Annotated in this window: 15 protein-coding genes; 5 read left to right on the top strand and 10 right to left on the bottom strand. The window is 69.0% G+C overall.

Annotated features, from left to right (window positions below; genetic code table 11):
* Positions 1–4: 4 nt before the first annotated feature.
* From BGO47_RS00100 to BGO47_RS00085, 4 genes are all read right to left on the bottom strand, one after another.
* Positions 5–1,387, bottom strand: coding sequence for a dihydrolipoamide acetyltransferase family protein (locus BGO47_RS00100; protein ID WP_292706994.1), 1,383 nt, complete (start codon positions 1,385–1,387; stop codon positions 5–7).
* Positions 1,388–1,406: 19 nt separating this feature from the next.
* Entirely contained in the window at positions 1,407–2,372 is a 966-nt protein-coding gene (locus tag BGO47_RS00095) for an alpha-ketoacid dehydrogenase subunit beta (protein WP_292707801.1), read from the bottom strand.
* Between the two features lie 62 nt (positions 2,373–2,434).
* Complete coding sequence (locus BGO47_RS00090; protein WP_292706991.1) at positions 2,435–3,565, bottom strand: thiamine pyrophosphate-dependent enzyme; 1,131 nt, start codon at positions 3,563–3,565, stop codon at positions 2,435–2,437.
* Between the two features lie 10 nt (positions 3,566–3,575).
* Positions 3,576–4,679, bottom strand: a complete 1,104-nt coding sequence (locus BGO47_RS00085) for a histidinol-phosphate transaminase (RefSeq protein WP_292706989.1) — start codon at positions 4,677–4,679, stop codon at positions 3,576–3,578.
* Between the two features lie 90 nt (positions 4,680–4,769).
* Here BGO47_RS00085 and BGO47_RS00080 point away from each other — a divergent pair, with 90 nt between their 5' ends.
* A complete protein-coding gene (locus tag BGO47_RS00080) occupies positions 4,770–5,165 on the top strand; it encodes a phage holin family protein (protein ID WP_292706985.1) in 396 nt (131 codons plus the stop codon).
* A 10-nt stretch (positions 5,166–5,175) separates the two neighbouring features.
* Here the strand turns inward: BGO47_RS00080 and BGO47_RS00075 are convergent, their stop codons facing one another.
* Both BGO47_RS00075 and BGO47_RS00070 read right to left on the bottom strand, forming a co-directional pair.
* A complete protein-coding gene (locus BGO47_RS00075; protein ID WP_292706982.1) occupies positions 5,176–6,579 on the bottom strand; it encodes an alpha/beta hydrolase in 1,404 nt (467 codons plus the stop codon).
* Positions 6,576–6,863 carry a hypothetical protein gene (locus tag BGO47_RS00070; RefSeq protein WP_292706979.1) on the bottom strand — a complete coding sequence of 96 codons (288 nt, stop codon included), beginning with the start codon at positions 6,861–6,863 and terminating at the stop codon, positions 6,576–6,578. The genes BGO47_RS00075 and BGO47_RS00070 overlap by 4 nt, the downstream gene beginning before the upstream one ends.
* Before the next feature lie 136 nt (positions 6,864–6,999).
* Between BGO47_RS00070 and BGO47_RS00065 the strand changes: the two genes are divergently transcribed.
* The gene (locus BGO47_RS00065) at positions 7,000–7,506 is read left to right on the top strand and encodes a low molecular weight protein-tyrosine-phosphatase (protein ID WP_292706976.1); all 507 of its coding nucleotides are present in this window, start codon (positions 7,000–7,002) and stop codon (positions 7,504–7,506) included.
* A gap of 55 nt (positions 7,507–7,561) precedes the next feature.
* Positions 7,562–8,971: an adenylosuccinate lyase gene (gene purB / locus BGO47_RS00060; RefSeq protein ID WP_292706973.1), complete on the top strand. Its 1,410-nt coding sequence runs from the start codon at positions 7,562–7,564 to the stop codon at positions 8,969–8,971.
* Positions 8,972–8,985: 14 nt separating this feature from the next.
* Here purB and BGO47_RS00055 read toward each other — a convergent pair whose 3' ends face one another.
* The 3 genes from BGO47_RS00055 to BGO47_RS00045 form a co-directional block, all read right to left on the bottom strand.
* Positions 8,986–9,339, bottom strand: coding sequence for an amino acid transporter (locus tag BGO47_RS00055; RefSeq protein WP_292706970.1), 354 nt, complete (start codon positions 9,337–9,339; stop codon positions 8,986–8,988).
* Entirely contained in the window at positions 9,336–9,989 is a 654-nt protein-coding gene (locus BGO47_RS00050; RefSeq protein ID WP_292706967.1) for an acyl-CoA synthetase, read from the bottom strand. The genes BGO47_RS00055 and BGO47_RS00050 overlap by 4 nt, the downstream gene beginning before the upstream one ends.
* A gap of 90 nt (positions 9,990–10,079) precedes the next feature.
* Entirely contained in the window at positions 10,080–11,075 is a 996-nt protein-coding gene (locus tag BGO47_RS00045; RefSeq protein ID WP_292706963.1) for an aldo/keto reductase, read from the bottom strand.
* Between the two features lie 71 nt (positions 11,076–11,146).
* Here BGO47_RS00045 and BGO47_RS00040 point away from each other — a divergent pair, with 71 nt between their 5' ends.
* Together BGO47_RS00040 and BGO47_RS00035 are read left to right on the top strand one after the other, a co-directional pair.
* Positions 11,147–11,602 (top strand): GNAT family N-acetyltransferase, encoded by a 456-nt coding sequence (locus BGO47_RS00040; RefSeq protein ID WP_292706961.1) that lies wholly within the window; start codon positions 11,147–11,149, stop codon positions 11,600–11,602.
* Positions 11,603–11,709: 107 nt separating this feature from the next.
* The gene (locus tag BGO47_RS00035) at positions 11,710–12,159 is read left to right on the top strand and encodes a hypothetical protein (protein ID WP_292706958.1); all 450 of its coding nucleotides are present in this window, start codon (positions 11,710–11,712) and stop codon (positions 12,157–12,159) included.
* Between the two features lie 11 nt (positions 12,160–12,170).
* On the opposite strand, the gene BGO47_RS00030 is transcribed toward BGO47_RS00035, so the two are convergent.
* The gene (locus BGO47_RS00030) at positions 12,171–12,956 is read right to left on the bottom strand and encodes a dienelactone hydrolase family protein (RefSeq protein WP_292706955.1); all 786 of its coding nucleotides are present in this window, start codon (positions 12,954–12,956) and stop codon (positions 12,171–12,173) included.
* Positions 12,957–13,098 lie beyond the last annotated feature (142 nt).

Below are 13,098 nucleotides of genomic sequence, written 5' to 3'. Positions count from 1 at the left end.
GCCGTCAGTCGAGCAGGAGTGCGGGCTCCTCGAGGATCGACGCGACATCGGCGATGAAGCGGCTCATCCCGTCGCCGTCGATGACCCGGTGATCGAACGAGCCCGAGACGGTGGTGACATAGCGCGGACGCACCTCACCGTCCACGACCCAGGGCTTTTGCCGGATCGTGCCCATCGCGACGATGCCCGACTCACCGGGATTGATGATCGGGGTTCCGGCATCCATCCCGAACACCCCGATGTTCGTGATCGTGATCGTGCCGCCCTGCTGGTCAGCGGGGGTGGTCTTGCCCTCGCGCGCCGTGAGCGTGAGCTTCTCAAGCGCCCGGGCGAGCTCGCGCATGTTGAGGTCTTGCGCATCCTTGATGTTGGGAACCAGAAGCCCGCGCGGGGTTGCCGCAGCGATCCCGAGGTTGACGTAGTGCCGCACGCTGATCTGGGCTCCGCCGTCGGCATCGCCGTCAACCCAGGCAGCGTTGACCATCGGCGTTCGGCGCACCGCCCAGATGACGGCGCGCGCCATGATCAGCAGCGGAGAGACCTTGACATCGGCGAAGTCGGGGGAGGCTTTCAGCCGCTTGACGAGCTCCATCGTGCGCGTCGCGTCGACATCCGTCCACACCGACACGTGCGGCGCGGAGTACGCGGACTGCACCATCGCCGTCGACGTAGCCTTGCGCACACCCTTGACCGGGATCGACTCGACCCGGCCCGCCGCCTGTGCGAAGGGAGATGCCACCCCGTTCGGGGCGGGGGGCGCGGATGCCGCTGCCGGCGCAACGGCGATCGTCTCCTCGCGCACCTCGGGCCAGTCGGGAGTCTCGATGTTGCGGAAGACGCTGGCCTGCGAGGCGTGTTTCACCACGTCCTCACGGGTGACTTCGCCGGCCTCGCCCGACGGCGTCACGGCGGCAAGATCGACACCGAGATCGCGCGCGAGCTTGCGGATCGGCGGCTTGGCGATGACCCCGACGGATGCCGTCACCGGCCGCTCGGCCGGCTTGCGGCGTCGCGACGTAACGTGCCCTCCGGTCCCGTATCCGACGAGCACGGCGCCGCCGCCCTCGGCCCCGTCTGCTTCCGCTGTCACAGAGTGCGACTCGCCGGCGCCGGAACCGTCAGTTTGCGACAGCGGAGCATCGGCGGAGGCGGCCTCGATCGTGACGATCGGGGTACCGACGGCGACGGTCACGCCCTCCTCGACCAGCGTCTGACCCACCGTGCCGGCGAACGGCGAGGGCAGCTCGACAAGGGATTTCGCGGTCTCGATCTCGACGAGCACGTCGTTGACCTGGACGGAATCGCCGGCGGCGACCTTCCAGGTGACGATCTCGGCCTCGGTCAGGCCCTCCCCCACATCGGGGAGAACGAAGGTCTGCGTGCTCATCTCGGTCCTTTCGCGGCGCTCAGTAGGCGAGGGCGCGGTCGACGGCTTCGAGGATGCGGTCGGCATCCGGCAGGTACGTGCCCTCGAGCTTGGCGGGCGGGAACGGGGTGTCGAACGCCGACACCCGCAGCACGGGAGCCTCGAGCGAAAAGAACGCGCGCTCGGTCACGGTAGCGGCGATCTCGCTGCCGAGGCTCGTGAAGCCCGGGGCCTCCTGCGCGTAGACCATGCGGCCCGTGCGCCGGACCGAATCGAGGATGGGCCCATAGTCCACCGGCGAGAGCGAACGGAGGTCGACGACCTCGCAGCTGGTCCCCTCGGACTCGGCAAGCGCCGCAGCCTGCAGCAGGGTGCCGACCATCGCGCCGTGGCCGACGAGGGTCACGTCGGTGCCGCGGCGAACGACGCGAGAGGCGTGGAGCGGGAGCGCCGGAGCGGTCGTATCGACCTCCCCCTTCTGCCAGTACGCGCTCTTGGGCTCGAGGAAGATCACCGGATCATTCGACGCGATCGCTTCCTGGATCATCCAGTACGCATCTCCCGCGGTCGCGGGGCTGACCACTCGCAGGCCCGGCGTGTGCGTGAAGTAGGCCTCGGGGCTCTCCTGGTGGTGCTCGATCGCGCCGATGTGACCGCCGTAGGGGATGCGGATGACGACAGGCATCGGCACCGCACCCTCAAGGCGGTTGGTCATCTTGGCCAGCTGCGAGGTGATCTGATCGAACGCGGGGAAGACGAACCCGTCGAACTGGATCTCACAGACCGGTCGGAATCCGGCCATCGCCAACCCGATTGCGGTGCCAACGATGCCGGACTCGGCCAGCGGCGTATCGAGCACGCGGCGCTCTCCGAACTCGGCCTGCAGGCCCTCGGTCACGCGGAAGACACCGCCGAGCCTGCCGATGTCTTCGCCCATGAGCAGGACGCGGTCATTCGTGGCCAGAGCCTGTCGCATGCCGGCGTTGAGCGCTCGCCCGAGGGGCATGGGCCCGGATGCCGGAGCTGCCGTCGCAGCGGGCTTCTGGTCCGTGGAGGTCGAGACAGTGGTCATCGGGTGCCTCCCTCGAAGGATGCCTCGTAATCGGCGAGCCAGCGACGCTGCTCGTCCATGAGCGGGTGCGGATCGCTGTAGACGTGCGCGAACATCGAGTCGCGCTCGAGCCCGCCGAGCTCGTTCGTGCGGACGCGCAGATCGTCGGCAGCCGCGGCGGCCTCGGCATCCACCTCGTCGAAGAGGGTGAAGGGGGCGCCGCGATTCTCAAGGAAGGCCCGCATGCGTACGATCGGGTCCCGCTGTGCCCACGACTGCTCCTCTTCGGAGGTGCGGTACTTGGTGGGGTCGTCGCTCGTGGTGTGAGCCCCGACCCGGTAGGTCATCGCCTCGATCGCACGGGGCCCCTCGCCGCTGCGCGCCTCGTCGAGCGCGCGCCGGGTGACGGCGTAGCTGGCCAGCACGTCGTTGCCGTCAATGCGGATGCTCGGCATTCCGTAGCCCTCGCCGCGCCGCACGAGCGGCGTGCGGGACTGGGTTGCCACCGGCACCGAGATGGCCCAGTGGTTGTTCTGCAGGAAGAAGACTTCGGGTGTGCGGTAGCTGGCCGCGAAGACCATCGCCTCGTGCACATCGCCCTGGCTGGAGGCGCCGTCACCGTAGTAGACGATGACGGCCTCGTCGCGGTCCAGGTCTCCCGTGCCGCAGCGTCCATCGAAGACCAGACCCATGCCGTAGCCGGTAGCGTGCAGCGTCTGGGCGCCGAGAACGAGCGTGTAGATGTGCGTGTTGCCGTTGGCCGGATCTGTCGGGTCCCATCCGCCGTGCGAGAGACCGCGCATCAGCTTGATGATCCCGATCGGGTCGACACCACGGATGCGGGTGACGACGTGCTCGCGGTAGGAGGGGAAGAGGTGATCCTGCGGACGTGCCGCGCGAGCCGAGCCGACCTGCGCCGCCTCTTGCCCGAGGCTCGGTGGCCACAAGGCAAGCTGGCCTTGGCGCTGGAGGTTCGTCGCCTGCCGGTCGATCGCGCGGATCACGACCATGTCGCGGTACAGCATCTCGAGGTCGGAGTCGGCGAGCCCGTTCACGAGATCGAGGTAGGGCTCCGCTGCCGGATTGGGCGCGAGGGAGCCGTCAGCGGCGAGGATGCGGACGAGCTCAGGTTCTTCTGGCTGGGTCACGGTCCCTACGCTACCCGCGCGCGGGGTGCCCTTCCGGGAGGTCCTCTACAACGGAACCCGCGATCCGTAGCACTCTGTCCACAGACTCATGCTCTCCGACGGATATGCGTATGCCCTCGCCCGCGAACGGTCGGGCGACGATTCCGCCGTCGTGGAAGGCATTCGCAACAGCAAGCGTGTCGGGTCCGGTGGCGAGCCACACGAAGTTTCCTTGGGCTTCCGGCACGCGCCATCCTTGCTCGCGCAGACCGGCCGCGAGCGCGTCGCGGCGCTCGGTGATCTCGGCGACGCGCCCCAGCAACTCGGCGCGCGCGTCAAGGCTCGCGAGGGCGGCCTCTTCGGCGTGGGCGGTGACAGAGAGCGGGATGGCGGTGCTGCGCGCGGCATCCAGCACCCGCGGATGACCAATCCCGTAGCCCACGCGAAGTCCTGCGAGGCCGTACGCCTTGGAGAAGGTCCGAAGCACGACGATATTCGGATGCCCGGCCTGCAGCACGCGGACTCCATCGACCGCCTCCGGGGCGGTCACGAACTCCGCGTACGCCTCGTCGAGCACGATGAGCACGTCACCCGGCACGCGGGTGACGAAGTCGTCGAAGGCGGACTGCGTGACCACGGGCCCGGTCGGATTGTTGGGACTGCACACCAGGATCATGCGGGTGCGGTCGGTGACGGCATCCGCCATCGCTGCCAGATCGTGGCACGCGTCGGAGGTGAGGGGAACACGCACGGATGTCGCGCCCGACACCTCAACCAGGGACGGGTACGCCTCGAACGACCGCCATGCGTAGACCACCTCGTCGCCGGGGCCCGCTGTCGCGGAGATGAGTTGTGCGATGAGCGAGACGCTTCCGGCGCCGATGTGCACGGCGTCGGGGCTCACGCCGTATTCGGCGGCGAGTCGGTCGCGCAGCCGCGCCGCGCTCGCGTCGGGGTAGCGGTTGACCGCGGTCACCGCGCGGATCGCGTCGATGACGCCGGGAAGCGGGTCGTAGGGGTTCTCGTTGCTCGAGAGCTTGAATGCGTCGGGAGCCGCCTGCCGACCCTGCTTGTAGGGCGGCAGGGCCGCGATCGCGGGGCGTACGCGAACGGGGATCGGGTCGGGGTCGGTCACCCTATGAGTTTAGGACCGGGGCGATCTGAGGACCGCGGCGAGGGTACGACCGGACTGTACCGGTCTGCACCCTCGTGAAAGACTGCCGACATGAGCTTTCTCGTCCGCATCGTCGTGAATGCCTTCTCGATCTGGATCGTCACCCTGATTCCCGCGCTCGGGGTGACCGTGATTCCGTTCGCACCGGGTGAGACGCTGCAGCTCGTGCTGACGCTGCTGCTCGTGGCGCTCATCTTCGCGCTCGTGAACACGATCATCGGCACGGTGATCAAGGTGCTCGCATTCCCGATCTACATCCTGACGCTCGGGCTCATCTCCCTCGTGATCAACGGCTTCCTGCTGTGGCTGACTGCCTGGTTCACCCAGTGGTGGAACTGGGGCCTCCGGGTCGAGGACTTCTGGTGGGGCGTGGTCGCTGCGCTTCTGATCTCGATCATCAACTGGTTCGTCGGCATCCTCCTTCGGCCTCGCCGCAACAACGACTGACCGCTGACGGTTAGCCGCTGCCGCGATCGGCGGCATACTCGGTGACCTCGACGCGCTCGGCGGAACCGAGCGTGCTCCACAGATCTCGCAGTGCTGCGGCGCGCGGGTCGCTCGAAGCATCCACCATCGCGGCAGTTTCGCCATAGCGCTCGATGCCGTGCGCGGCCAGGGTGAGGTCCTGCACACCCCCGCCCGGGTCGGCCACCCGCTCAGCGACAAAGCTGCCCGGTGCGCCCACCGTCTCGGCGTGACCGCCGCCGGCGAGTCCCGCGACGGGATCGTCGGTGTGACGGATGCCGACACTGAGCACGCCGTCGGGGACTGCAGCTTCGACGGGTGAGCCGTACGTGATCAGGGTCTGCACGTCGTAGGTGCCTTCGAGCGCAAGAGCCGAAGCGAGCATCGCTCCCTGCGAGTGCCCGAACACGTGAACCGGCTCACCCGGATCGACTCCCGCCTCACGGAGGGCGAGTTCGACAGACTCGAGGGACGCCGAACGCTCACCCCGGTACAGCTCGAGGTTCGACCGCATATCGAACGGGTCGCCCGAACCGCCCGAGACGGCCTGCGTGCCGGCGATATAGACCGCTGCCTGCGACCCGCCGCCGGGCATCGCGTAGCGCTCGACGCGGATCCGGGCTTCAGCGGCCCCGGGCACGCGGCGGGCGGCATCCGCCAAGCCCGTCACGGGCCCAGATACTGCCGCCGGGGCTACCGCGCGCACGACGGTCGGTGCGGGTGGCACGGAAGTCGCCGGGCCACCTGGCACAGGGTGCCGCGTCCCACCGCGGTGCCCTGTGCCAGGGGTCGGTGTCCCGGTAGCTGCCGCATCCGCCGCCGGAGGGCCCGTCGATCCTGGTGGCCGCGACATTCGACCGAGTCCTGCGAGCGCGACACCGCTCCAGAGCATGCCGGCACCCACAGCGAGGGGAAGTGCCATGCCGGGAATCCACCACGTGGCAGCGGCCACCTGGCGGGCCATCTCGATCGGTCCATCCCCCCGCCAGTCATACACCGCGGTATCGGCGGCACGCGCAGCAGCCGGATGGTCCTGCTGCAGGACCGCCATCCGGGATTCGATAGCTCTCGCCGCGTCGGTGTCACCAGCAGCCGTCGCAGCTGCCTGCTGCACCCGCAGTTCGATGAGCTCATACGCCGCAGCAAGCCCGTCGAGCGCTGCAGCGAGCACGGCCGGCTGCTCCGCAACCCGCTCCGCACCGCTCGCCAGCCACCGTGCCTCGAGATCAACGCCGAACCCGGACGCGGTTGCCTCGGCATCCGTCGCCACCCAGCGCGCCCGGTCCGCGAACTCGCCCAGACGGATGCCGAACTCCCGCAGCCGCCAGGCCACCGCTCGCAGCTGCTCGGTGTCCACAGCGATCGCACCGCCGCTGCGGATCTCGAGATCGCTCACGCCCCAGCTCCAGCCAGACCGAAGCCGTGGTACCCACCCACGACGGGCCACGGAGATTGCGCGCGGACATCGGCGCGCAGATCGAGGGCGCGCTCTCGCAGCCCGCGCAACGCGGCAACGAGGTTCGCCATCTCGATCTGGAACTCCGCGACTGCCGGTGTCTCCCACCCGCCGACCCGCGCGATCGCCTCCGCGTCGGCAGCGAGGTCGTCAGCCCACGATGCGAGTGCCGCGAGCTGTGCCTGCACGACGCCTGCCGCCGGTGATGCCCACAGCTCATCCATTCCTCCACGGTCCCCGACCCTCGGGGCGCGGGAGGCGGCATCCGTGACGTATTGTCGACGGTTCGGCCTCCCGCGAAACCGGGGAGGAGGCGACGAACTGATGCGCTCGCCGGGCAGGAGGGGTATGAATGAACGCATGACCGCGAACGCCGTCGAGCCGTTTCGCGTCGTCTTCGTCTGCACCGGCAATATCTGCCGGTCCCCGATGGCCGAGGTCGTGTTCCGTGCCCTCGCCGACAGTGCGGGCGTCGGCGACCGTGTGCTCTCCACCAGCGCCGGCACTGGCGACTGGCATGTCGGCGAGCGCGCCGACGAACGCACGATCGAGGCGCTCGCCCGGCGCGGGTACGACGGCGCACGCCATCGGGCCCGCCAGTTCGGCAGAGCCGACTTCGACCGCAGCGACCTCGTGCTTGCGCTCGATCGCAGCCACGAGCGGATCCTGCGGGGCTGGTCGCACTCTGACACGGATGCCGACAAGATCGCCCTGCTGATGTCGTTCGATGCCTCAGCCCAGACACTGGACGTGCCCGACCCGTACTACGCCGACGAGGCGATGTTCGACGAGGTGCTCGGTATGATCGAGAGCGCCAGCCGCGCACTCTTCCGCCAGCTGGAGCCGGCGCTTCGCCCCGCGCCCTGAGGCGATCATCGCCCGGCGTAACGGGAGCCCGGACCGCAGATCCGACAGGAGTACCGTGACCTCCCTGCCCCGTGAGCACGACGCCATCTCATTTGGCGAGCAGCCGCTGAGTCCGTTGGACGGCCGGTACCGCGTCGCGGTAGCGCCCCTGAGCGAGTACCTCTCGGAGGCTGGCCTCAACCGCGCCCGCGTCGAGGTGGAGGTCGAGTGGCTGATCGCCCTCACCGACCGGTCGCTCTTCGGGACGGCACCACTCGAGGAGGCCCAGAAGGAGCGCCTGCGTGCGCTGTACCGCGGCTTCGGGGCCGACGAAATCGCCTGGCTCGCCGAGAAAGAGGCAGTTACCCGCCACGACGTGAAGGCCGTCGAGTACCTGGTGCGCGACCGCCTTGCCGAACTCGGGCTCGAGCACATCGCCGAACTCACGCACTTCGCCTGCACGAGCGAAGACATCAACTCGGCCTCCTACGCCCTCACGGTGCAGCGCGCCGTCACCCAGGTCTGGCTGCCCCGACTCCGCGTCGTGATCGACCGGCTCGCCGCCCTCGCCCACCAGCACCGGGACGCCCCGATGCTCTCACGCACCCACGGGCAGCCGGCGACCCCCACCACGATGGGCAAGGAACTTGCCGTCTTCGTATGGCGGCTCGAGCGGGTCGAGCGGCAGATCGCGGCATCCGAGTTCCTCGCGAAATTCTCGGGCGCCACGGGAACCTGGTCAGCCCACCTCGCCGCAGAGCCCGACACCGACTGGCCTGCTCTCTCGCGGGAGTTCATCGAGTCGCTCGGGATCGGGTTCAACGTGCTTACGACCCAGATCGAGTCACACGACTGGCAGGTCGAGCTCTACGACCGGATCCGGCACGCGGGCGGCATCCTGCACAACCTCGCGACCGACGTGTGGACGTATATCTCGCTGGGGTACTTCTCGCAGATCCCCGTTGCGGGAGCCACGGGCTCGTCGACAATGCCGCACAAGATCAACCCGATCCGCTTCGAGAACGCCGAAGCGAACCTCGAAATCTCGGGTGGGCTGCTGGCCACCCTTGCGCAGACACTCGTGACCTCGCGCCTGCAGCGGGATCTCACCGACTCGACGACGCAGCGCAACATCGGCGTCGCCCTGGGCCACTCCCTTCTCGCGCTCGACAACCTCGCCCGGGGGCTCACCGAGATCTCGCTCGCGCAAGCCGCGCTGGATGCCGACCTCGACGGCAACTGGGAGGTGCTGGCCGAGGCGATCCAGACCGTGGTGCGCGCCGAGATCGTCGCGGGACGCTCGCAGATCAGCGACCCCTATGCGCTGCTGAAGGACCTCACCCGGGGGCGCCGGGTCGGAGCTGCCGAACTCGCGGAATTCGTGCGGGGTCTCGACATCGGAGATGCCGCGAAGGAGCGCCTACTCGCACTCACCCCCGCGACGTACACGGGTCTCGCCTCGGACCTCGTCTCCGAGATCGACTGAGCCCCGACCGCGCGTTAGGCGGTTGGTGCTGTCGATCCGCCGGCCTCGCGGTCATCGGGCGTGCTCGCCGATGCGGCGTCGCCGTCGGGCTCCTCGTCCAGCAGCACGGGCCGATCGATGGTCTTGGTCACCTGCGCGGGGTCGATCGCCAGCAGCAGGAGTGCGAGCGCGACGAGGGTGACCACGAAGGTCACTCCGGCGACGATGAGCGCAACGACCAGAGCGTTCTGCACGTCTTCCGCGGGGATCTGCTGGAAGAACCCCATCGACACGAGCGTCACGATTCCCGCGAACAGGGCAGCCGCGAAAGCGAGACCGAGGAGCTGGACGGGGCGCATGATCTCCCGGCGCGTGGGCTTGTCGGTCATGGCTTCCTCTCCGCCGGTGCCTCGGCGATGGGCTCGATAGCCTCGGCATCCGTCTGGCGCGGCGAGAACGCGGCGATACCGAGGTAGACGGCGACGATCGCCGCGTAGCCCCCGAAAATGCCGACGGCGATCGTGATACCGGTCAGCGTGAAGGTCTGTCCCGCTTCTTCGATCGTGTAGGTCAGGGCGTACTGCACCGGAACGGCCAAGAGGCCGATGCCGAGCAGGATGCCGAGGGCGCCGATCGTGATGGCATCGCGGCCCTGCGAACGCGGCAGGTGCATCATCCGTCGGGCCCGGATTCCCGCGACCAGCTCGACGATGCCGCTGAGCACGGCCCAGGCGATCACGGCGACGAAGAACATCGTGTCGGTGCGAAGCCCCGGCATCCCGGTTGCCATTCCCGCGAGGAGGGCGAGAATTCCCAGCAGCACCGCTGCCCACCGGTCGCCCTTCGGAAAAATCAGCCACACCGCGGCGAACCACATCAGACCCGTCGCAATGGCGAAGCCGCTGAACACGGCGAGGCCGACGGCCGCCGAGTGATCGGGCGAGAACGTGATCATCACAGCCGCCAGCGCGGCGAAGAAGGCTCGCGCCAGCTGAAGATGCCTCACCTCGAGGGTGCGGAGGGGTGCAGCGCTGGTCACAACACTCAAGTCTATTCGTCGATGCGGGCCTTCTCGGCGGGCCTGAGCTTCGCGGTCACACCCGCGGCCCGCACCGACAGCGGCGCAGAGTCACCAGAGGGGGTGGATCGCCTCTCGCAGGTGACGGTCATAAACGGCGTGAACTGCCGCGTCGAACGGGTCGAGGTCGAAGGAACCGGGTTCGAGCAGTGCCCCCGCAGCGGCGTTGGCCTCGGCCTGCTGGGGCGTTCGTGCGCCCGGGATCACAGAGGTGACACCCGGTTGCGCGGCGATCCAGGCCAGGCTCGCGGCCGGCAGCGAGACGCCGTCGGGCAGCGTTGTAGCCAGCTCGGATGCCGCGGCGATCCCGGCCTCGAAGTCGACGCCCGAGAAGGTCTCGCCACGATCGAAGGCCTCGCCGTGACGGTTGTACGAGCGGTGGTCATCGCTCGCGAACGTCGTGGCTGTCGTGTACTTGCCCGAGAGCAGGCCGGATGCCAGCGGCACCCGCGCGAAGATCGCGACCTCTGCCGCGGCGGCCGCCGGAAGCACCTCGTCGAGGGGCTTCAGGCGGAAGGGATTGACGATGATCTGCACGTTGGTCACGCCCGGGCGCGCAATGGCGGCGAGCGCTTGCTCGCACGTCTCCACCGAGACGCCGTACGCCCCGATGAGACCGTCTTCGACGAGCCGGTCAAGCGCATCGAAGAGGTCGTCGGCGGCAATGACCTCGGTCGGTGGGCAGTGCAGCTGCACCAGGTCGAGCGTTTCGACACCGAGGTTCTCGCGGGAACGCTCCGTCCAGCCCCGGAACGCTTCTTCGGTGTAGTTCTCGCGCACCTGGTCGACGCGGCGGCCCATCTTCGTCGCGACGGTGATGCCGTGATCGGGTCGCTCGGCGAGGAACCGTCCGATCAGCTTCTCCGACCTGCCATCGCCGTACACATCCGCCGTGTCGAAGAGGGTCACGCCGGCATCGGCGGATGCCGCGAGCACCGCCAGCGCGTCGTTCTCGTCGACCGCGCCCCAGTCCGCTCCGAGCTGCCACGTACCGAGGCCGATCGCTGAGACGAGACGGCCGGTTCTTCCGAGGGGGCGCTGCTGCATGCATCCATGCTGCCATCGACCGCCGACGCTCGGGCCCCGGAGCCCTCCGCGGAAGGCTCTAGGGTATGGCCATGCCCGTCACCTACCACCGCGCCGCCGCTGCTGAGATCGCGCCCGAGACGCTGTACCGGATGCTGTGGCTTCGCCTTCGCGTGTTCGTTGTCGAGCAGCGCGCGGCCTACCCGGAGCTCGACGGCCGCGACATCGAGCCGGGCGCAGAGCTCATGTGGGCGGCCGACGGCGACGAGGTGCTGTCAACACTGCGGATTCTGCGCGACCCGGCGCAGATGCGTATCGGACGCGTGGCAACGGATGCCGCAGCCCGCGGGCGCGGGATCGCGGCAGAGCTCATGCGTCGCGCCGTCGCCCGATGCGAAGAGCGGGCACCCGGCCTCCCGATCGTGCTCGACGCGCAATCCCAGCTCGCCGACTGGTACGGCCGCTTCGGGTTCGAGATCTCGGGCCCGCCGTTCTCGGAGGACGACATCCCGCACGTTCCGATGCGCCGCCCGAGCGCAACCACCTAACCGCCGGTCCGGGACCGCGAACAAGCCCAATCCCGTCGAACCACCCCGCGAGCGCATGCTGGCTCGTTCACGGATGCGCGTCAGGTGCCGGAGCTACAATCCGGCGCGTGAGGCATCCGATGCGAACGACAGCGGGGCGGCGAAGTGCGCTCGTGGGAACCGCCGCGGCTGTCACGCTCGCGCTCGGCGGATGCGGCGGCGGTCCCCTGTGGTCACAAGCGTGTCCCGCGGTCGGATGGATCAACCACGTGACCGTAAACGTGTACGGCGATTCCGCGTCGGTGACCTCGCTCGCGATCTGTGACGGTGAGACGTGCGCCAGGGGTCCCGGCGACACCGCGGCTGACATGGCCGACCTCTGGTACTACGTCGACCGGGACGGCAGCACCTGGAGCTTTGACCTCGGGATGTCGACCCCAGAATCCGTCACCGTTCGCGCATTCGGAGCCGACGATGCGCTCCTGAACGAGTCCACGGTCGCGCCGGAGTGGGTGCGCGTCGGCGGCTCCGAGCAGTGTGGCGGTCCCCACGAGGGGACGATCGACCTCACGATCTGACGGTCTGCGGCTCAACCGGCCAGGCGCTCCCGCAGGAACTCGACCAGCAGCTCGTTCGCGCGATAGGTCGGGTGGCCGGGGACCTCGGCCGAGGCATCCGTCAGTACGGAGTGCGCGTTCGCAGGGATGCCGTCGGGATTGCCCGGCGACGAGTCGATCTCGAAGGCGCGCCAGCCGTCGCCGAGCAGACGCTCGAAGGCGGCGAAGCGCTCCGGCGGCACGCTGCGGTCCTGCGTGAATCGAAGCCCGAGAGCACACAGGCCGTCTGCAGCGCGGCGGGTGACTGCCGCCTCCTCGATGACGCTCAGCCCGGTGGCGGCCCGGCCGGCTCCGATGGGAGGCGGCATCGCCGGCTGCGAAAGCACCGGGGCCAGCACGCTCTCGTCGGCGGCAGCGGCAAGCGCGAAGCCGCCCGAGAAGCACATGCCGATCACACCCACGCCGGGTCCGCCGCATTCCGCGTGCAACTGACGGGCCAGTGCCCGCAGATAGCGAGCGATCGGCCGGTCGGTGCGGCGGGCGAAGGCCGCGAACTCCCGCGAGACGCACATACGAAGCGCCGAGCCCGCGATGTACCCGCCGCTGATGGGACGCTCAGGCGTACCGATCACCGACGGCATCGCGACCCGAAAGCCCGCAGCAACCAGGCGCTCGCCCAGGGCGATCACCTCGGGGGTGGCGCCGGGCAGCTCCGGTACCAGGATGACTCGCGGCCCCTCGCCCCGGTAGTAGACGTCGTGGCGCACCCCTTCGTGCTCGAAGGGGATCATCCGCCACCGCGCGAGAAGCTCGCTCACGCGCTTAGTCAATCACCCACCGGCACCGGGCGGTCGCAACGGCACATCATCCGGTGGCGGCCGGCCGTCGCAACGGCGCATCCTTTCGCCGACACGCCGCGCCCCGGCATCCATCACCCGGCAAGTCGCACCCCCCATGCGC

It is taken from the genome of Microbacterium sp. 67-17 (genome assembly GCF_001898325.1).
GTDB lineage: Bacteria > Actinomycetota > Actinomycetes > Actinomycetales > Microbacteriaceae > Microbacterium > Microbacterium schleiferi.
The sequence above is the reverse complement of the archived record's forward strand: the minus strand, read 5'-3'. Positions and strand labels throughout refer to the sequence as shown.

What these genes read in the sequence shown, in the direction of transcription:
- BGO47_RS00100 (WP_292706994.1), bottom strand. Translation starts at nt 1,387, where the DNA reads ATGAGCACGCAGACCTTCGTTCTCCCCGATGTGGGGGAGGGCCTGACC.
- BGO47_RS00095 (WP_292707801.1), bottom strand. Translation starts at nt 2,372, where the DNA reads ATGCCCCTCGGGCGAGCGCTCAACGCCGGCATGCGACAGGCTCTGGCC.
- BGO47_RS00080 (WP_292706985.1), top strand. Translation starts at nt 4,770, where the DNA reads ATGAGCTTTCTCGTCCGCATCGTCGTGAATGCCTTCTCGATCTGGATC.
- BGO47_RS00070 (WP_292706979.1), bottom strand. Translation starts at nt 6,863, where the DNA reads ATGGATGAGCTGTGGGCATCACCGGCGGCAGGCGTCGTGCAGGCACAG.
- BGO47_RS00065 (WP_292706976.1), top strand. Translation starts at nt 7,000, where the DNA reads ATGACCGCGAACGCCGTCGAGCCGTTTCGCGTCGTCTTCGTCTGCACC.
- BGO47_RS00055 (WP_292706970.1), bottom strand. Translation starts at nt 9,339, where the DNA reads ATGACCGACAAGCCCACGCGCCGGGAGATCATGCGCCCCGTCCAGCTC.
- BGO47_RS00045 (WP_292706963.1), bottom strand. Translation starts at nt 11,075, where the DNA reads ATGCAGCAGCGCCCCCTCGGAAGAACCGGCCGTCTCGTCTCAGCGATC.
- BGO47_RS00040 (WP_292706961.1), top strand. Translation starts at nt 11,147, where the DNA reads ATGCCCGTCACCTACCACCGCGCCGCCGCTGCTGAGATCGCGCCCGAG.